Annotated in this window: 18 protein-coding genes and 1 tRNA gene; 7 read left to right on the forward strand and 12 right to left on the reverse strand. The window is 59.0% G+C overall.

The window, feature by feature from the left end; all coding sequences use genetic code 11:
* Window positions 1-40: 40 nt before the first annotated feature.
* From AC781_RS12105 to AC781_RS12125, 4 genes are all read right to left on the reverse strand, one after another.
* Window positions 41-910 carry a hypothetical protein gene (locus tag AC781_RS12105; protein WP_067777730.1) on the reverse strand — a complete coding sequence of 290 codons (870 nt, stop codon included), beginning with the start codon at window positions 908-910 and terminating at the stop codon, window positions 41-43.
* A gap of 474 nt (window positions 911-1,384) precedes the next feature.
* A tRNA-Glu gene (locus AC781_RS12115) sits at window positions 1,385-1,460 on the reverse strand.
* Window positions 1,461-1,656: 196 nt separating this feature from the next.
* Window positions 1,657-2,538: a prephenate dehydrogenase gene (locus tag AC781_RS12120; RefSeq protein WP_067777732.1), complete on the reverse strand. Its 882-nt coding sequence runs from the start codon at window positions 2,536-2,538 to the stop codon at window positions 1,657-1,659.
* A gap of 88 nt (window positions 2,539-2,626) precedes the next feature.
* Window positions 2,627-3,178, reverse strand: coding sequence for a hypothetical protein (locus AC781_RS12125; RefSeq protein ID WP_067777733.1), 552 nt, complete (start codon window positions 3,176-3,178; stop codon window positions 2,627-2,629).
* Between the two features lie 122 nt (window positions 3,179-3,300).
* On the opposite strand from AC781_RS12125, the gene ispG reads away from it, so the two are divergent.
* A complete protein-coding gene (gene ispG / locus AC781_RS12130; protein WP_067777943.1) occupies window positions 3,301-5,064 on the forward strand; it encodes a (E)-4-hydroxy-3-methylbut-2-enyl-diphosphate synthase in 1,764 nt (587 codons plus the stop codon).
* 47 nt (window positions 5,065-5,111) lie between these two features.
* Here the strand turns inward: ispG and AC781_RS12135 are convergent, their stop codons facing one another.
* From AC781_RS12135 to AC781_RS12150, 4 genes are all read right to left on the reverse strand, one after another.
* Window positions 5,112-5,339 carry a hypothetical protein gene (locus AC781_RS12135; protein ID WP_067777734.1) on the reverse strand — a complete coding sequence of 76 codons (228 nt, stop codon included), beginning with the start codon at window positions 5,337-5,339 and terminating at the stop codon, window positions 5,112-5,114.
* A 76-nt stretch (window positions 5,340-5,415) separates the two neighbouring features.
* Window positions 5,416-5,679, reverse strand: a complete 264-nt coding sequence (rpsT, locus tag AC781_RS12140) for a 30S ribosomal protein S20 (RefSeq protein WP_067777735.1) — start codon at window positions 5,677-5,679, stop codon at window positions 5,416-5,418.
* A 111-nt stretch (window positions 5,680-5,790) separates the two neighbouring features.
* Window positions 5,791-6,252, reverse strand: a complete 462-nt coding sequence (locus AC781_RS12145; protein ID WP_172801797.1) for a DciA family protein — start codon at window positions 6,250-6,252, stop codon at window positions 5,791-5,793.
* Between the two features lie 77 nt (window positions 6,253-6,329).
* Window positions 6,330-6,566: a ferredoxin gene (locus tag AC781_RS12150; protein WP_067777945.1), complete on the reverse strand. Its 237-nt coding sequence runs from the start codon at window positions 6,564-6,566 to the stop codon at window positions 6,330-6,332.
* Window positions 6,567-6,697: 131 nt separating this feature from the next.
* On the opposite strand from AC781_RS12150, the gene AC781_RS12155 reads away from it, so the two are divergent.
* On the forward strand, window positions 6,698-7,360 hold the full coding sequence (locus AC781_RS12155; protein ID WP_218107276.1) for a hypothetical protein: 663 nt from the start codon (window positions 6,698-6,700) through the stop codon (window positions 7,358-7,360).
* Window positions 7,357-9,243, forward strand: coding sequence for an apolipoprotein N-acyltransferase (gene lnt / locus AC781_RS12160; protein ID WP_067777738.1), 1,887 nt, complete (start codon window positions 7,357-7,359; stop codon window positions 9,241-9,243). Before AC781_RS12155 ends, lnt begins: the two co-directional genes overlap by 4 nt.
* A gap of 27 nt (window positions 9,244-9,270) precedes the next feature.
* Here the strand turns inward: lnt and AC781_RS12165 are convergent, their stop codons facing one another.
* Window positions 9,271-9,948 carry a hypothetical protein gene (locus AC781_RS12165; protein ID WP_067777739.1) on the reverse strand — a complete coding sequence of 226 codons (678 nt, stop codon included), beginning with the start codon at window positions 9,946-9,948 and terminating at the stop codon, window positions 9,271-9,273.
* Window positions 9,949-10,096: 148 nt separating this feature from the next.
* On the opposite strand from AC781_RS12165, the gene AC781_RS12170 reads away from it, so the two are divergent.
* A complete protein-coding gene (locus AC781_RS12170; protein WP_067777740.1) occupies window positions 10,097-11,248 on the forward strand; it encodes an acyltransferase in 1,152 nt (383 codons plus the stop codon).
* Window positions 11,249-11,392: 144 nt separating this feature from the next.
* Here the strand turns inward: AC781_RS12170 and aspS are convergent, their stop codons facing one another.
* Both aspS and hisS read right to left on the reverse strand, forming a co-directional pair.
* A complete protein-coding gene (gene aspS, locus AC781_RS12175) occupies window positions 11,393-13,207 on the reverse strand; it encodes an aspartate--tRNA ligase (protein WP_067777741.1) in 1,815 nt (604 codons plus the stop codon).
* A 13-nt stretch (window positions 13,208-13,220) separates the two neighbouring features.
* A complete protein-coding gene (gene hisS / locus AC781_RS12180) occupies window positions 13,221-14,507 on the reverse strand; it encodes a histidine--tRNA ligase (RefSeq protein ID WP_067777742.1) in 1,287 nt (428 codons plus the stop codon).
* A gap of 448 nt (window positions 14,508-14,955) precedes the next feature.
* Here hisS and AC781_RS12185 point away from each other — a divergent pair, with 448 nt between their 5' ends.
* Window positions 14,956-15,588 carry a 3D domain-containing protein gene (locus AC781_RS12185; RefSeq protein WP_067777743.1) on the forward strand — a complete coding sequence of 211 codons (633 nt, stop codon included), beginning with the start codon at window positions 14,956-14,958 and terminating at the stop codon, window positions 15,586-15,588.
* 299 nt (window positions 15,589-15,887) lie between these two features.
* Here the strand turns inward: AC781_RS12185 and AC781_RS12190 are convergent, their stop codons facing one another.
* Window positions 15,888-16,562: an FHA domain-containing protein gene (locus AC781_RS12190; protein ID WP_067777744.1), complete on the reverse strand. Its 675-nt coding sequence runs from the start codon at window positions 16,560-16,562 to the stop codon at window positions 15,888-15,890.
* Between the two features lie 114 nt (window positions 16,563-16,676).
* Between AC781_RS12190 and obgE the strand changes: the two genes are divergently transcribed.
* Complete coding sequence (obgE, locus tag AC781_RS12195) at window positions 16,677-17,726, forward strand: GTPase ObgE (protein ID WP_067777745.1); 1,050 nt, start codon at window positions 16,677-16,679, stop codon at window positions 17,724-17,726.
* 49 nt (window positions 17,727-17,775) lie between these two features.
* Complete coding sequence (locus tag AC781_RS12200) at window positions 17,776-18,936, forward strand: phosphotransferase enzyme family protein (protein WP_067777746.1); 1,161 nt, start codon at window positions 17,776-17,778, stop codon at window positions 18,934-18,936.
* The last annotated feature ends 59 nt before the right edge of the window (window positions 18,937-18,995 follow it).

The raw sequence follows: 18,995 nt of genomic DNA on the forward strand, positions 1-18,995 counted from the left end.
CTATCTCCGTGTACCGAAGATAGCGCCTTGTTCGGATTATTTATTTGTCGCAATAAAGGGTTGCCCAGCCGGGAGTCAGGACAGAGCTGTCAAAGGTCTGTTCGATTCCTTGTTCGGTGTAGTCGGGGGCCATGGGGTCCCACGATTGGATTGTCCAGGACAAGGCGACTTTTTGTGCACATGTTTGCGTCGCTTCGTCGTAGATGGGTTCTCCCATAAGGTGTGCATTGACGGCTTTGACGACGATTTTGTGCACTTTGCCGTCGCTGTTGACCATGACTTTTTCCGTAGGGGTGAAAGAGACGATTTCCGGTTCGCTGAATGTGCGTTGTTCCAGGGGTGCACCCGAACAGGTCGATTTGAGGTTGATGGTGAATTCAAGTTCGAATTTGGAGTCGGGTTGCCTGTATTTGCCTTTGAAAGAGGTTGTGACTGCATGCGAATCATGGTCGGGGAGTGTGGTGGCGGAGAGGGTGAATCTGCATTTGGAGACGTTGTAACGGGGATCGTATTCTGCCGGGTAGGTGGTGTTCTGGTGGGTGACGGTGATGTCGAACTGCCCCGCCTGAAGCATGGTGTGGTCCATTTTGCTCCATTCGGTGTGTCCTCCGCGTGGGCCTGCCGGTTCTACGTCGGGAGTCAGTCTGATTTCGAGTTGTTTGGTTCCGGTTGCCTTGTCGGTGACGGTGAGGGTGCCCCAGTCGTCGACGTTCAGGAATGCGAGGATGACGGCCCGCTGGCCTTCGGGGACAAGGAAGGGGATGGTGACGGTGTCCATGCTGTCCGCCGCGCTGGTGCCTTTGATGGTGTCTTCCTTGAAGAAGTTGCCTTCAAGGGAGGTGTACCATGTGTAGTTTTGTTCGTTGTATGCCGGCGTCGAGCTGATCGCCGGTTTGTTGTTGTTGCTCATATTAAGATTTTGTTAATTTAAAGTTCGGTTTTGCGTTCTTCTCGCCGGTTTGTGTTCGTTGGCGAGGAACGGACTGATCTTAATATGTTAGAATGTGTGCTGCAACGGATCTCAAATGATGGGGTTTCGTGCCCGTGCGGGCATGTGTGTGTGTCGCCATGTGCCGTTTGTTGGTTGCCAGGCGTTTCTCCGGTCGACCGCGAGATGATGTATGATATTAATTAACGTGCGTGTTTTTCCGGTAAGGGAGACGGTGGCGCAAGGTTGGCGGGGGTATGTGGCCTATGTAGTGGCGCGAGTGCCAGAGGGTAGCAAGGTCGGCGTCGCGTTGCGGGATTTTGCGCCACTGCTGGAGCTACGCACCTGTGAGCGTTATTTGGGGGTGATCCGAATGTCTGCCCGGCAAGAATGATAGGCGGGTATATACCAAAAATCCCCGAAAGATGTGATCTTCCGGGGATTCTCTGTTGAAATTGGCATCTGGTACGGGACTCGAACCCGTGTTGCCCGCGTGAAAGGCGGGAGTCCTAGACCGCTAGACGAACCAGACGTTTCAGGTTTCGCTTCGTTGGCCCTTGCGGGCTACTGGCGCGGGCGGAGTGTAACAGGTTTGATGCGGGATGGCAAGATTAAAATAGTATTTTTTGTGCTTTTTTTACGGATGTTTTTTTGTTCGCACCAAAAGTTCTGGCTATGAATGCTTTGGATGTGTGCCTGCGAAGCGGCGTGATCGTGCGGGGCTCGGTTTATTGGCCGCCGATGATGGTTTCGCGGTTGTCGCGCGCTTGTTCTAGCCAGGTATGGAGGGTTTCCTTGTCCTGTATTTCAAGGAGGCGGATGAGTTCCGTGAGGTCGTCGAGGCAGGTGTGGAGGATTTCGCGGATGGCGCAGTCGTTTTCCCACAGGATATCGGTCCACATGGAGGGGGAACCGGAGCATACGCGGGTGGTGTCGCGGAAGCCTGTGGCGGCGAGGCTCTGAAGGTCGTGCATGCGGACGTCTCCCCGGGTGGCGGAGTAGGCGCAGAGGGCGGCGAGGACGTGGGGCATGTGCGAGATGCGTGCGACGGTGCGGTCATGGTGTTTGGATTCCATGAGGTAGCAGCGGCCGCCGAGGAGTTCCCAGAATTGCCGGAGGCGGTCGACGGTGTGTTCGGGTGCGGCGTGGTCGTTGGTGAGGACGATGCTTGCACCGCGGAAGAGTTCGGGGTAGGCGGCTTCGAGCCCCTGTTTTTCGGAGCCTGCCATGGGATGGGAGCCGATGAAGGTGTGGCCTTGTTCGTGCAACCAGGCTCCGGTGGTGCGGTGGACGTAGTTTTTGACGGAGCCGACATCCGTGACGATGGCGCCGGGCGCCAGGGACGGCGCGATTTGTTCGGCAAGGTCGCGGAATGCTCCGATGGGTGTGGCGAGGACGACGAGGTCCGCACCGCGGACTGCTTCTGTCGGGTCGGTGCAAGCGGCATCTGCGATGCCCATGTCGAGAGCTTGCTGCAGGGTGGCTTCGCGCCGCGCCCAGAGGCGGATGGCCGCTGCGGGCATGGCGGCGCGTACGGCCATGGCCAGAGAGCCTCCAAGGAGGCCTGGGCCGAGGATGGTTATGGTGCCGAAGGGCAGGGGTTCACTCATGTCGTTGCTTCACTCCACATGGCCGTTTCATGCGGCGGGTGCAAGTGCGGAATGCACTCCGGCGCCGGATGATGGGCGTTTTCCGCCGTTACGGCACGATGAAGATGCCTTTGCCTCCGGGGGAGTACGGGTCGTAGAGTTTTTTGCCGCTGGGCTGGCGTTGCCCGGTTTTTTTGTCTACGATGCGGATGGTTTTGTTTCTGTCCGAGGGGCTGTATACTTCAAGCGGATTGCCCGGTACCGGGACGGCGACGGGGTGCTGGCTCGGTGTGACGACCGGCTGGGTGGAGGTGATGGACGAGCCGGGGGCAGGCTGCGTGACGCCAGGAGTCGTGGAGATGACGGGCTTGGGCGGGTCGGGGATGACGGAGATGGTGGGAGTCGTCGTCGGGGTCGGTGTGACGCCGGGTGCGGCGGTGGCGACGGTGCCCGGCTGCTGCTGGCCCGGGAAGCCGGTCGGCTGGTTCCACTGGTCGAGAGGGTTCGGCGTAGCAGTGGTCGGCGTGGGGACGACGGGTTGCTGGTGCTGGGTACGGACTCCGTACGGACGGTCATTGACCCGTGCCGGGATCTGGGTGCAGGATGCGAGAATCAGGCCGCTGGCGGCCAACGCGATTCCATAGATGTGGGTGGGTTTCATGATGTGAACGTGTTTGTAACCGAGGTGACGATAAGGGATGGGGCGTTGTCAAGTCAAGGCTTTATTGTGTGTGTCCGATTCGGCGCTTGTCTTTTTGAGTCGGTGTATGTAGGATGGCGGCCATGATTACGGCTCAATCTCCCGGTTGGTTTCATTATGTGAGGCGCGTTTCGCGCGAGGTGATGGTGGGCGATGTGGGGATCGGCGGCGGGAATCCGATTCGGGTGCAGTCGATGCTGACGTCTGATACCAGAGATACGGCGGCTTGTGTGCGCGAGGCTCTGGCTTTGGCGGATGCGGGGTGCGAGCTGATTCGCCTGACGGCCCAGACGAGGGCGTATGCCGCCAATTTGGAGAATGTGGCACGCGAGCTGCGCGCTGCCGGGTGCCGGGTGCCGCTGGTGGCGGATATTCATTTCAAGCCGGATGCGGCGATGGAGGCGGCGAAGTGGGTGGAGAAGATTCGGATCAATCCCGGCAATTTCGTGGATAAGAAGAAGTTCGCGGAGCGTGATTATACGGATGCCGAGTATGAGGAGGAGCTGGAGAGGCTGCGCGAGGAGTTTTCTCCTCTGGTGCGGTTCTGCAAGGAGCATGGCCGTGCGATGCGGCTGGGGGCGAATCACGGGTCTCTTTCCGACCGTATTCTGAATCGCTACGGCGATACGCCGGAGGGGATGGTGGAGAGTGCGCTGGAGTTCGCCCGCGTAGCGCATGATCTGGGTTACCATCAGTTGGTGTTTTCGATGAAGGCTTCCAATGTGAAGGTGATGATTGCAGCATACCGCCTGTTGGCGGAGCGGCTGGCTGCGGAGGGCGAGGGGTGGAATTATCCTCTGCATCTGGGGGTGACGGAGGCGGGCGAGGGCGAGGATGGCCGGATCAAGAGCGCGATGGGTATCGGTTCTCTGCTGATGGACGGTTTGGGCGATACGCTGCGCGTGTCGCTGACGGAGGATGCGGTGTGCGAGGTGCCGGTGGCGTATGCGCTGGCTGCTCCTTTCCAGCCGGGGGTGAAGGCGGATGAGGTTCCTGCTGTGGAGCCCGAGCCGCCGCTGCCGTTCGATCCGCTGCATTTCCACAAGAGGATGGCGGGGCTGGGGATGGCATACGGGGTGAGGTACGGCTGGAACGAGCCTGTGCGCGTGGTGCTGCCCGATGAGGCGTTTGCTGTTTTGGAGCCTCGTCGTGCGGCGTTGAAGGATTTTGCTCCTGAGCTTTCTTTGTCGCGGTTGGAGCCGGTGGAGGTTGATCCTCGGTCGCCGGAGTCGGTGGCCGCGCTGGATTCCCTGCTGGAGCCGACGATGGTGACGGTGGCGGATGGCGTGGATATGGATGTGCCGGCAGCTTTCCGCCTGCTGGCCGCCGTGGTGGACGGGCGGCATCCGATTTTGCTGAAGGATACGCTGAAGCCTGATGCGCCGTGCGATGAGGATCCGGCCTTGCTGGCTTCCCGCCATATCGGCTCTCTGCTGTGCGACGGTATCGGAGATGCGGTGCTGGTGCGTTCGGAGAGGGATCCGGAGCGTGCGGCGAAGCTGGCTTTCAATATTCTTCAGGCGGCAGGCGTGCGGATCAGCAAGGCGGAGTATGTTTCCTGCCCGTCATGCGGCCGTACGCTGTACAATATTCAGGCGGCGACGGCTCGCATCCGCGCGGCGACGGATCACCTGAAGGGGGTGAAGATTGCGGTGATGGGGTGTATCGTGAACGGTCCGGGCGAGATGGCGGATGCCGATTTCGGCTATGTGGGCGGTGCGCCGGATAAGATCAATCTGTATGTGGGGCATACGCCCGTGGAGTTCAATATTCCGCAGGAGGAGGCGGTGGATCGCCTGGTGGCTCTGATCAAGGCGCATGGCCGCTGGATCCAGCGGGAGGAGTGATTGAGGCTGCGGGCCGGGGTGCCCGGCGGGTTTGAGGGGCGCCTTTTCTATTCGTCGAGCTTGAGGTCGAGGTGGGTGACGGAGCGCTGCGGCCTTGAGGCGAGGATGAGTGCCTGTTCGACGACGGCGTCCGAGTCTTCCTTGAAGCGGTAGGCGTTGCAGTTGGGGCAGATGTGGGTGAGCTTGTCCACGATGGAACCGCAGACGAGGCATACCTTGTAGGATGCCGGGTCATTGATGACGGTGTTTGCGATTTCCTTGCGATCTTGAGGCATGGGACGAGGATACAAAAACGAAGCGTCTCCTGCAAGGAGGCGCTTCGTCAGCAAAAGTGAAATCCGAAAGGGATGTTCAGGCAAGTTTGGCGATTGCCTTGGCAGCCTTGCTCTTGTAGTTGGCGGCGCGGTTGGCGGGTACTTTCCCGGTCTTGGCGGCCTTGTCGATAGCGGAAGAGAAGGTGTTGTAGGCGGAAGCGGCAGCGGCGGCGTCGCCGGCGGCAATGGCTTCCACGATCTTCTTGCGAAGAGTGCGTACGCGGGAGTTGGCTGCGCGGTTGCGAGCGGTGCGCGTGGCGGTCTGGCGGATACGTTTCAGTGCGGATTTGGTGTGTGCCATATGTCTAGATGTAAAGGTGTCTTTCGCTTTTGCGTGCGGGGAAGCATAGTTGATTGTTCTGAAATGTCAAGCTTATGTTTGCAAAAAAGTGTAAAAACAGGCGGATGCCTGTTATCCGTGCAGGATGCGGATGCCGGTGATGCTTTCTCCTCCGAATTCGGCGCAGAGTTTGGCGATGAGGGTGTTTTTCTGCCGGGTGAGTTCGTAGCGTATGGCGGGCTGGGAGGTGCGTATGGTGGCCGTGCCTTTGACGATGGAGAGTAGTTCGGCCTGTGAGGAGATGAAGGCTCCGGCTGCGCGTTCCCAGCCTGCGCGCAGTACTTCGGGGCTGAGGGTGTCGTCTTCCTGGGGGAGGGTGGAGGTGATTTCGCTGAGGATTGAGTCCATGGAGCGCATGTTGGCCCTGAGGGAGAGGATGGGCTGTGCGCCGAAGAAGTCGATCATGGCCTGTTCCCGGTCGCGCTCGGTTTTCGACGAGTAGCGTACGGCGCGGTCGTCGCGGTCGATGAAGAATCTTTTCCTTCCCGGTTCGGGGAAGGAGGAGGGTGAGGGGGGCTGTTTGCGTGCGGCCATGGGATGCATGAACAAAATGCCCCGGGTTCCGTTGTCCGGCCCGGGGGCATGAATTGCAGGCAATGGCGGTTGGCGGCTTATTCGTCGCCGTCGTCGCCGATTGCTTCCACCGGGCAGCCTTCGAGGGCTTCCATGCAGGCTTCTACGCCTTCTTCGGAGTCGGGCTGCTTGCAGACGTAGGAGACGCCTTCGTCTTCGTCGCGGCAGAAATAGTCCGGTGCGGTTTCACGGCAAAGGTCGCAATCGATGCAGGAGCTGTCGACATAGAATTTGCCGGATACATTCATTGGAGTTTTATCGTCTTTGTCAGCCATGTGTATGTGTGGGGTTTTTGCCCGCCCATAGGTTTTCACGATTTTCCGCCCGAATGCAATCCTTTTTTTATTGCATCGTACGGCTTTTCGGGAGAAAATAACCGCGCGGAAAGCAGGTTTCCGCCATTATCATGAGTGCCCAAGAGATTGAACCATCTAGTAATTCCGGGAGTTTTTCCGCGATGTTTTCCCGTTTCCGTGCATGGGCCAAGGCTTTGTTTGCCCGCCTGAGTATGACGGAGAAGGTGATCGTGTCCGCACTGGTTGCGGGCGTGCTGTGCGTGCTGGTTGCATTCGGCTGCCAGATGAGCGGCTGGGCGACATCGGACGGGCGGCTGCTGAATGTGAGCATGCCTCTGAAAGGCGTTTTCGTGGAGGTGGACGAGGTGGAAACGGGCTGGGTGGATGCGAAGGATGACGAGGCCATGAGGCAGCGTACGCAGATGGACAGTTTCCCTCAGGTGAAGATTCGCCTGGGCAAGGCCGGGAGCGGCGAAGGCGAGCTGTTTGTCCGTTTCCTCAACGGCAATGGCGATTATGCGGGCGATACGGTGGCACTGCCGTTCAAGGACGGTGCGTTTCGCGGTTCGGAGTCGTTTTATTATGCGGCGTCCGGTGATCGGGCGACGGTGAAGTGCCTGGACGGTTTTCCCCGGAAGAATGATCTGGCCCATCAGGCGAATGCGCAGGACGAGCCTTTGTGGAGCGTGGAGATTTCCGAGAAGGAGCAGGGCAAGCCTGTGCGCAGCCTTGGCCGCGTGTCGATTGAACCGTACCGCTTTGCGAAGCCATGAGTACGGTGCCGGAGAGTCGCGGGGCGGAGTCCTGCGGCGTGCAGGAAGAGGGCAGGCGCATGGCCTGGTGGCTGGGGCTGCTGCTGTGTGCGGTCGGCGGGATGCTGACGGCGCTGGCGTTCGTGCCGTTCGATTTGAGTATGTGCGTATGGGTGGGGTTGATGCCGCTGGTATCCGTTCTGTGGATGGGCCGGAGGCGCAGCGGGTTCAAGGGTTTTCTGGGAGCGTTCGGTTACGGGTGGGTGTACGGCCTTTTCTATTTCGGGACTTCGTTCTGGTGGATCAATGAGGTGAGTACGCTGGGCTATGTGCCTTTCATGATGTATCTGGCGGTGTATCCGGCTTTGTGGGCCGGGCTGGCGGGTACGTGGCTGCGGCCCCGTTTCGAGCCTTTTCCCGAGGCGCGGGATTTGCCGCTTGAGCAGCGCAAGGCCCGGTGGTCCGCATGGAATGTGCGCGATATGGCGGTGACGCTGCGCGCTGTGCTCGGTTGTTCCGCCTTGTGGGTGGTGACGGAGTGGCTCCGTGGCTGGGTGATGACCGGGTTCGGCTGGAACGGACTGGGCGTGGCTCTGTATTCCGGGCTGTCGATGGCGCAGTGGGCGGAGTTCGTGGGGGTGACGGTGCTTTCCTTTATTCCGGTGATGGTGAATTTGTGGCTGTGGTGCGTTTGCCGCCGCGTGGGGGGGATGATGCTGAAGGTGGGGAAGCGGCCCATTCCATGGGATTTCTATGCGTTGTGCGTGGTGCTGATGATGCTGTTTCTTGGGGGGATGTTTTTTTCCCTCCAGTATGCGCCTGCCGATTTGTCGAAGAAGGACGGTGTTTCTCCACACCAGACGGGCGAGTTGCCCGTGATGGCGGTGCAGCGCAACCAGACACAGCGGGAGAAGGCGTTCACGCCTGCAAATGAGTTGTACGGCGATTTGCTGAGTGCTACTCGCGAGGGGATGGAGTCCGTGTACCGGGGGATGCTGAAGGCGACGGAGAAGGAGGGGCAGGTGCGCGTGCAGATGCCCGCATGGGTGATCTGGCCGGAGAGTTCGCTGGCGCGTTCCGTGTTGTTCGATGCGGAGACGGGCAATCTGCTGCCGGATGTGTTCAATCAGGCGTTGCTGTTCGGCAAGGGCGGTGTGCCTGCACTGCGGGAGGATTTCGGCGATTTCGTGTTGCTGACGGGGGGGGATCTCGCTTATTTCGATTGGCAGACGAGACTGCCTCAGAAGTCCTATAATGCGCTGGTGGCATTCGAGGAGGATTTTGACGGGATGAAGGATCGTCGCAAGCAGCATCTTGTGCCGTTCGGTGAATATATTCCCTGCCGGGATATTTTCCCGTGGCTGGAGGATGCGTTTACGCATTCGGCCGGGTTCCGCATGGGCAGTACGTTCGAGAAGGGCGATACGGTGGAACCTCTTCCGCTGCGCGGTGCGCTGCCCGGCAGCAAGGTGGGGGTGATTCCCGCCATTTGCTACGAAGATACGGTGGGCAGGCTGTTGCGCCGGTTCGTGCGTCCCGGGAATCAGGTGATCGTGAATGTGACGAACGACGGCTGGTTCAATCAGTCGTTTGCCAACGAGCAGCATGCCCGCAATGCGGCGTTCCGCTGTATTGAGCTGCGCCGCCCGATGGTGCGTGCATCGAATACGGGGATGACGGTGGCCTATGCTCCGAACGGTGCGATGCTTGACGAGCTGCGGGGAGAGGATGGTTCCCCCTTCGTGAAGGGATCTTTGTATGCGCGCCTTCCTCTGGATGAGAATGCGGGCTATACGCTGTATGCACTGGCGGGAGACTGGGCGGTGGCAGCCTGTGCCGTGCTGGTGCTGCTGTGCGGGTTTTTGCGGCTGGATGTGTCCGGCGGTAGTCGCAGGCGCGGCTGAGTTCTGTCATGGCGTAGAGATGGCTGTTCAGGAGAGTCTGTGCAATCGCATGATTTCGCCCGGTGTTATTGCCGTGTGTGGGTCGGCGCGTACGGTTTCGGCATAGGAGACTAGCCCTCGGATGGCGGGGTATTTGAGGTATTTGCGGCCGTAGTTGTAGCCGGGAGGATCAAGCTGGACGATTTCGGCGCAGTCCGCGACGATGTCCGCCAGATGGAGCAGGAGTTGGCTGACGGCGGCGGAGGGTTGGTCGAGTAGCCCTGCGGGAGCAAATTCGAGGTGGTGGGAGATGAGCATGAGCAGGGTGCTGGCGGTTTCCGATGCCGGGTGCCAGTCTCCTTCTTCGATGGCGGTGCCGCGGACTGCCTCTTTTTCCTGAAGAAGGAGGGCATGGGGAGTGTCAATGTAGTAGGCGAAGGCGTTCCAACCCATGAAGAGTATGTCTTCCTGATAGAAGAATTCGTTTTCGGCATACATGGCGACGGCTTCGGCGGCTGTTTTGCCGTAGAAGTGGAGCAGGGCATATTGTTCGTCGAGCTGCAGGCCTTCTGTCGGGCTGATGTCGTATTTGGAGGGGATGCCCGGCCGGCCGTGGTCGGGGATGGCTTCGAAGAGTTTGATGGTGAAAGCACTGTTGCAGACATCCTGTTTTTCGCGCAGATCTTCCAGCCGCTGCCGTATGGTTTCTTTCAGGTGTGGGGTCATGGTTTGAAGTTAGGTGGAACGGGCCGGGCCGTCAAGCATATTTCGAGGCCCGTTTGGCCGTCTGTTGATGTTTTCTGAAAGATTGCGCGAGGCCATGCAGTATATTCAGGCATGCCGCCCTCGCGCGGATGTACACGTTGTCCGTTTTATGAATACGAATCTACTCCCTCCCGATGGCAGGAACCATATTGCATGGGTCGATCTGCTGCGTATCGTCGCCTGTTTCCTTGTCGTGCTGGCGCATTGCTGCGACCCGTTCGTCGGCAATTTTTCCGATAAGACCGATTTCATGTCGGGTGCGCTGTGGGGGAGTTTCGTTCGTCCCTGTGTGCCTTTGTTCGCGATGATTTCCGGGGTACTGCTGTTTCCCGTGAAGATGGATATGCGGACGTTTTATGCGAGGAGGCTGAAAAGGGTGGTGATTCCTTTGGTGGTTTGGTCGCTGGCTCTGCCGCTGATGTATTACGCTTATTTCGCCACGGGGGTGCAGACGTCCAGCCCCAATATCGTGATGGATTCCTATACGTGGTCGGCCACGGCGGAGAAGCTGTATCTGTTCCTGTTCAATTTCAATTACGATACGACTCCCCTGTGGTACCTGTATATGCTGGTGGGCCTGTATTTGTTCATGCCGATCATGGGGGTCTGGCTGAATCAGGCGCCGAGGAAGGATGTGAAGCTTTTTCTGTGGATTTGGGGCGTGAGTATGGTGCTGCCTGTTGTGCAGGTTGCGGCTCCGTTCCTCGGATATGAGGGCAATTACGGGAGTATGGGGCTTCTGGGCGTGTGCCTGTGGAATCCTTACGGGATGTTGTACAATTTTGCCGGGTTCATGGGCTATATGGTGCTGGGCCATTATTTGGTGAAGTATCCTCTGGATTGGAGCTGGGCGAAGACGTGGGCCATTTCCCTGCTGTTGCTCGGGGTGGGCTATGCGGTGTCGTCAATCGGCTTTTTCGAGATGCAGAAGTATTTCCCGGGCGATTATGCGAATCTGGAGATTCCGTGGTATTTCTCGGGAATCAATGTGTTCATGATGACGTTCGCGATGTTTGCCCTGCTGAGCAAGGTGCGCGTGAAGGGCAGCCGCATGATGAGCCGGGTGGCGGAGCTGACGTTCGGCATTTACCTGTGCCATTTCGTGCTGGTGCAGTGTTCGTACGATTTCGTGAAGTATCTTGATCTTCCGGTTCCGGGCTATGTGCAGATTCCGGTGATTGCGGTGATTGCATTCCTGATTTCGCTGGCGCTGGTGTGGTTGCTGAGCCTGACGCGCCTGACGCGGAGGAGCATCATGTAAGAGTTTCGGTGTTTGTTTGAATGCAGGAGGCGCTTTCTTCGGAAGGCGCCTCTTTCATGTTGTGCCGAAGCCGGAAAAAGCAGGAACCGCAGCGGGAGATGCCCTGCTGCGGTTCCGTGAAGGATGCAAGTCCTGAGGTGGCGGTTATTTGGCCGCCTGCTGTTCCTGCAGTTTCTGCGGGAGTTTGACCTGGATGTGGATGTCGCGGAGCTGGTTCGGTTCTGCGGCAGCGGGGGATTCGCTCATGAGGTCGGCGCCGCGGTTGTTCTTCGGGAAGGCGATGACTTCGCGGATGGAGTCGGCTTCACAGATGAGCATGACGAGGCGGTCGAGGCCGAGGGCGAGGCCGCCGTGGGGCGGTGCGCCGAAGCTGAAGGCTTCGAGGATGTGGCCGAATTGTTCTTCGGCCTGTTCGTCGGAGATGCCGAGGGCGCGGAACATGGCGGCCTGAAGGTCGCGTTCGTGGATTCGGATGGAACCGCCGCCGAGTTCGGTGCCGTTGAGGATGACGTCGTAAGCCTGTGCGCAGAGGTCGGTGGAGAGTTCTCCGTTGCGGAGCTTGTCTTCGTCTTCCGGTACGGGGCGGGTGAAGGGATGGTGGATGGCGCAGTAGCGCTGTTCTTCTTCATCCCAGCCGAAGAGCGGGAAGCGGGTGACCCAGAAGAAGTCGAGGTCGTGGTTATCCTTGAGGAGTTCCTGGTAGGCGGCGCATTCGAGGCGGACGCGGCCGAGGATTTCGCAGGATTGTTCCCATGCTCCGGCAGCGAAGAGGACGAGGTCGCCCGTTTCGATGTTGAGCGTTTCGGTGAGGGCCTTGAGTTCTTCTTCACCGAGGAATTTGGTGATGGGGCTCTTCCAGCCGTCTTCACGCACCTTGATGTAGGCGAGGCCTTTGGCCCCGGCTTCCATGGCGGTTTTGGTGAGGGAGTCGATCTGGCCGACGGAGGCGTTGGCGAAGCCCTTGGCGTTGATGGCTTTGACGACTCCTCCGTTGGCGACGGTGGAGGCAAAGACTTTGAAGCCGCTGTTGGTGAAGATGGAGGAGACATCCGTGAGCTTCATGTCGAAGCGGCGTTCCGGCTTGTCGGAGCCGTACTGGTCCATGGCTTCCTTCCACGTCATGCGGGGGAAGGGGATCTGGATGTCGCGGCCTACGGCTTCCTTGTACACGCGCTGGAGGAGGTTTTCCACCCAGTTGTAGACGTCTTCAGGGGTGATGAAGGAGGCTTCGAGGTCGATCTGCGTGAATTCCGGCTGGCGGTCGGCGCGGAGGTCTTCGTCGCGGAAGCAGCGGGCGATCTGGAAGTAGCGTTCCATGCCGGCGACCATGAGGAGCTGCTTGTACTGCTGCGGAGCCTGCGGGAGGGCGTAGAATTTGCCGGGTGCGAGGCGGGAGGGTACGAGGAAGTCTCGCGCGCCTTCGGGTGTGGATTTGGAGAGGACGGGGGTTTCGATTTCGAGGAAGCCGTTTTCGTCCAGATAGTCGCGCGTGGTTTTGGTGACGCGGTGGCGGATCTGCATGTTGCGCGCCATGGTGGGGCGGCGCAGGTCGAGATAGCGGTACTTGAGGCGGATGTCTTCGTTCGAGACGTTGCGGTCAAGCTGGAAGGGAAGAACCTCGGCCTTGTTGATGAGGGTGAGGGAGTCGGCTTCCACTTCGATTTCTCCGGTGGCGAGGTCGGGGTTGGTGGCGTCCACCTCGGCGGTCTTGAGGCGTGCGACGACCTGTCCGGTGATCTGGATCACATCTTCGGAGCGGAGGGATTCGGCGCGCTTGGCAAGGTCGGCGTTATTTTCGGGATGGAAAACGATCTGGGTGATGCCGGAGCGGTCGCGGAGGTCGACAAAGATGACGCCGCCGTGGTCGCGAAGAGTGTCTACCCAGCCGATGAGCGTGACGGTTTTGTCGATGTCGGCGGGGCGGAGTTCGTTGCACGTATGGGTGCGATAGCTGTTCATGGCTTGTGTAGTGTTATTCGGAGATGGTTTCTTCTTCGGGGTCGTTGGCCAGTGCGGCGAAAAGTTCGTCGATGCCGACGGTGGCGGAGGTGCGGGCAGACAGGTTTTTGAGTTCGAGCTGCGGGTATTCCTCGCCGACGACGACGGCGTAGCGCGCACCCTGTTTTTCGGCGCGTTTGAGCTGGTTGCCCAGTTTGGCGGGCGAGAGGGCGAGGTCGACGCGGTAGCCCTGGTCGCGCAGGGCGGAGGCGAGGCCGAGCAGGGCTGGACGCTGGGCGGGATCGGCCAGTGCGAGGTAGATGTCGCAGGTGTTCGGCTGGAGCGCGGCGTCGCGGAGGGCTTTGGCATGCGGGCACTGCTCGATGAGGTGGGAGATGACGGCGTCGCCGAGGGCGAAGCCTGTGGCGGGCATGTCCGCCGCACCGTCGGAGAGGGCTTTGACGAGTGTGTTGTAGCGGCCTCCTCCGGCGATGGCGCGCAGGGAGCGGCCGCTGTCGAAGATTTCAAAGACGAGGCCGGTGTAGTACGCGAGGCCGCGGACGACGGAGAGGTCGAGTTTCACATATCCGGCGAGGCCGCGCGCATCCAGTTCGGCGAGCACTTCGCTGTAGCGGGGCGAGCAGTCGGCGGGCGGATTTTCGATGAAGGCGACGAGGTCTTCACGCCGCATGCCGAAGGCGTCGAGCTTGCGCTGGCATTCTTCCGGGCGGTCGCGTTCGAATTTGTCGACGATGGCGAGGAAGTCTCCCGTCCTGTCTTCGGGGATGCCGTGCTTGGCTGCGTAGCCGAGCCATACTTCGCGGTCGGAGAGGCGGACGATGAAGTCGCCTTCGCGGAAGCCGAGTTCGCGCATGCAGTCGATGGCGAGGGCGATGAGTTCGGCGTCGGCGCCCGCTTCGCTTTCGCCGAGGATGTCGGCGTTGAACTGGTAGAATTCACGCAGGCGGCCCTTCTGCGGCTTTTCGTAGCGGAAGCAGCTGCCGATCTCGAACCACTTGAGGGGCTTCGTGTATTCGCGCTGGTAGGCGGCGGCGATGCGGCCGAGGGAGGCCGTCAGTTCGGGGCGCACGGTGATGTCGCGCTCGCCTTGGTCCTTGAAGCGGAAGAGCTGGGTGGGAAGTTCGCCGCCGGATTTTTTCAGGTAAAGTTCCGTCGATTCGATGGTCGGGCCTTCCCATTCCACGAAACCGTATCGCCGGGCAACCCGTTTCCATGCATCGAAGAGGTAATTGCGGGCGGCGCATTCCTGGGGGGCAAAATCGCGGAATCCGGGGAGTGGTTGAAAGCGTGCGTCAGGCATATCGTGCTGGAGTTCTTCTTGGTGAGCAGGGAACGGGGGCGCGTGATTATACCCCTTTTCCCGTGCTTGGCAAGTGCCTTTTATCAAGATTGTGTGGCAGCCGCACGCGCGCGCGGGCTGGGCGGAAGGGAGCGGAAGGCGTTCAGGCTACGCTCGTCCTGCATTCTTTTCATGGGTTCGTCGTGCGTTTGGATGAAAACAGGGCCAAAATGACGGTTTTTCCGGGATTTTGCGGCATACAAGATCGTGTATCGTTTGCCCGAAATTCATACGATATCGTACGATGTCCGTAAAATCTGCGTTCTTCATGGCAAGGCTGCCGAGGGCCGGAATGCAAAATTAGGCTTGCAATTAGTTAACGAACCATATATAATTTCGTTGCCGTAGTGTGAATGCGAGCAAAAACCCTCTACCCTAGAGAGTACGAAACCCCATCTCTGATTCTTTCATGATTTCCATAAAAAAAGCAACGACGATCCTTGCGGCCTGTGCCTGCATGTTGGCAGGCGGATTTGAAGCGCAGGGAGCGTCTTCTTCGCAGGTGGTCAGCAGCGATTTTGTTTACCCTCTGGCTCCGTCCCCCTCGGCCAAGCCCGATCCCAAGCTTCCCAACCTCGGCCGCGATAAGCACGGTCTTCCTTTTTATCATCCCCAGCAGCGCACGCGAGTCGTCCGTACGACGGCTTACACGCATTCCGAATCCGACCATGTGAAATACGGTCCCCGCAATGCGATCGGCACTTCTCTGAAGTACACGAATCAGGTACGCAGCGCCGCCGCCGATTGGTCGGTGTATCCGCTCGGCACCAAATTCAGGGTCAAGGGCCAGCCCTACCTGTATGTGGTGGACGATTACGGCAGCGCGCTCGTGGGTACGGGTACGATCGATATTTACCAGCCCAGCCGCTCACTCATGCGTAAATGGGGCCGCCGCGTGGTAGAAATCACGGTAGTTCAGTGGGGCTCTTCCGAGTTGAGCATGCAAAAGCTCAGTGACCGGCGCAAGTTCCGCCATTGCGACCGCATGTTTGCGGCATTGCAGAAACAGCGCGGCAATGCAGCCTACGCCAAGGCAAAATAAGGCTTCTGCCGGATTCCGTTTTTCCTTTCCATGCTCCCTGTACAGGGAGCATTTTTTATGTCTCTTCAGCCGGGAAACGTATGAGAGGCACGCGGCAGGCAGCTGCACATCCTGATATTCGAAAGGCAGGAGGAAGGGTGTCGGAATGTGGAATCCCGCTGCGGAAATCGGGCTGCCCCGGGTGAGATTGCAACATGAGAGGAGGGGGAGAAGTTGTCGCGGACGGGCGATGCCGGAATACACCCTGCAACCGAAGAAGTGCAGGGCAATGGCATACTGCTTTTCGGCGGATTGTCCGATTACTTGTCGAGGCCGAATTGCTTGGCCGGGAGGAATTCTCCGGTCTGAACGGCGTGGTGCAGCGTCAGGCCCGCATAGAAGGCCAGCAGAGTCAGGATGATGACGTAGACGGTTTGCCCCGTGCTCCAATCGGCGAACATGCCCATGGATTTATTGGCTTTGGACTTTGCCCGGGGGTTCTTCCGTTTGGTTGGAAGCGGTTCGGACGGTTCTTCGTCATCTGTTGCGTCTTCTTCCGGCTGGTGTACCGCAGGAACGGGGGATGAATCGTTTTCGGGCATCTGCTCCTGCTCGTCATTCGGCTCGGTGTGAGGCCTCGTGTCCTGGGTATCGGAGACTTGGTCTTCGATGAACGATGCTTTCGGCACGTATTCGCCTCCGTCCGGAATGTAGATGAGGATGGCTTCTCCGAGGAGGTAGGGAATGCCGGGCTTCAGGGTGGCTTGAGCCACTTTCTGCCCGTCTGCAAGAACTCCGTTGGTGGAGTTCTCGTCGGTGAGGTAGTAGGCATCGCCTACTTTCTCGATGGAGCAATGAAGATTGGAGAGGGAAGGGATGGGCACGGGGTAGTTGCACGCACTGTTTCTGCCCACGGTGACGGTACGATGCTCCTCGGCGGGCAAGGTGAAAGTCTGGGGTTCGCCCCCGGGATAGGTGATGCGTATTTCTGCCATGTGTTGCAGTCTAATATGAGGGATTTTCCGGAGAAATCAATCAAAAAGCATCATAATGGCTGGAATTGTAAGGCTAGTCTTGTCAAAAGCCGCCTTTTCCTTTATCCTGAAGGCATGTTCGTTGACAATATACGCATCTTCGCAAAAGCGGGTAAAGGAGGAAACGGTCTCGCCAGTTTCAGGCGCGAGAAATTCGTTCCCAAAGGCGGGCCGGACGGCGGCGACGGCGGCGATGGCGGAAGCGTGATTCTGGAAGTGGATCCGCATACGAACGATCTTCGCGCCTTTTTCTACGATCCCAAGCTGATAGCTACGGACGGCGTGCCCGGCGGCCATGTGCGCCGCCATGGCAAGGATGGCAAAACCGTCGTCGGCAAGGTGCCTCCGGGTACGATCGTATACCGCAGCAATGCGGAGACGATGCAGGAAGCCACATGGCTGGAACGCGAAGGCGAAGGCATCGAGCTGGAGCAGATCGCCGACCTGACGGAGCTTGGCGAGCGGTTCGTGCTTTGCCAGGGTGGCGAAGGCGGCCGCGGCAACTGGCATTTCCGTTCGGCAACGAACCAGTCGCCGACGGAATTCGAATTCGGCACGGAAGCCGAGAGCGGAGTGTTCTTTCTGGAACTCCGCCGTATCGCTGATGCCGGGCTTGTCGGATATCCGAATGCAGGCAAGAGCACGCTGCTCGGCGATATTTCTTCCGCCAAGCCGAAGGTGGCGGATTATCCTTTCACGACGTTGCAGCCGATTGTCGGCGTTGTCGAGTTCGACGATTTCCGCCGCTGCGTGGTCGCGGATATTCCGGGCATCATTGAAGGAGCCCACCGGAACCGCGGGCTCGGCCATGAGTTCCTGCGCCACATCATGCGATGCAAGCTGCTGATTTTCGTGGTGGACATGTCCGGCCTGGAGCGCGATCCCATCGAGGATCTGCAGCAGTTGCGCACGGAAATCAAGCTGTACAGCGAAGAGCTGGCGCAGCGTCCGTGGCTGATTGTGGCGAACAAGATGGATCAGGAAGCGTCCGTGGAGAATTTCGAAAACTTCCGCCGCCGCTTCCCGAAACAGGAAATCATTTCCGTGTCCGCGCTGACAGGCGAAGGAATCGATACCCTGAAAGCCCGCCTTAACGAGCTGATCGGGTACCATTACGCCCGCTGACGCAAAGGCAGCCCATCGTTTTATCCACTCTCTCAGACGATTTGATTTTATGACTCCCTCCTCTTCTCCCACGCGGGTGCACACCGGCGATCTGGCCGAACGCATCGCAGCCATTGGCGATTGTTTCGCCATCGAAGGCGAATTCATTTATGGCGAAGAATTGCAGAGCGGGCATATCAATACGACGTACCGTGCCTGCTACCGTGCGGACGATCGGGAGGAGCGCTACATTCTCCAGCGTATCAATGAAAATGTCTTCAAGGATCCCGGTGCGGTGATGCGCAATGTGGAGAAGGTGACCCGGCATATCTGCTGGAAGGTGATGCGCCGCCGCAAGGGTGCGGCCGGGCAGACGCTGAGCCTGTATCCCGCCCGGGGAGGGCGCACGTACGTGACTCTCGAAGACGGCGGCGTGTGGCGCTGCTACAACAATATCGAGGGTACGCATACGTACGATGTGGTCGAGAACACGAGGCAGGCGTACCAGGCGGGCTATGCCTTCGGTTCCTTTCAGGAGTTGATCAGCGATATGAATCCCGACGATATCGTCGAGACGATTCCCAATTTCCACAATACGCGCAAGAGGTATGAAGCTTTGATGGAAGCGGTGGAGAAGGATTGCGCCGGGCGGCTCGAATCCTGCCGCTCCGAGCTGGAAACCGCGATGCAGTGGGAGCCCGATGTGGACAGACTGCTCGGCCTGCAGGCGACGGGGCTTCTGCCGACGCGAATCACGCACAACGATACGAAGATCAATAATGTGATGCTCGATGCCGAGACGGATGAAGCCGTCTGCGTGATCGATCTCGATACGGTGATGCCCGGGCTCGTGCTGTACGATTTCGGCGATATGGTGCGTACGGCGACCTGTACGGCCGAGGAGGACGAGGAGGATCTCGGGAAGGTGTGCATGCAGATGCCCCTGTTCGAGTCGCTTCTGGAGGGGTATCTGGATGCTGCCGGAGAGTTCCTGACAGCCGAGGAGATCGAGCAGCTGCCGTTTTCAGGGAAATTGATTACGATTGAGATCGGTATTCGCTTTCTGACGGATTATTTGAATGGCGATGTGTATTTCAAGACGCACAAGCCGCTGCATAACCTGATTCGCGCCCGGAACCAGTTCCGCCTTGCACAGAGTATTCAGGACAATCTGCCGCAGATGAACAAATACGTGCAGAAGCTGGCCTCTTCATATAAGAAGAAGAGGTAGGAGATACCCGGATATGCCCGGATATGCCCGTTTCGGGCAGGGCCTGCTGCTTGTGCGGC

Origin of the sequence: Neoakkermansia glycaniphila (assembly GCF_001683795.1) — a bacterium.
Classification (GTDB): Bacteria; Verrucomicrobiota; Verrucomicrobiia; order Verrucomicrobiales; family Akkermansiaceae; genus Akkermansia; species Akkermansia glycaniphila.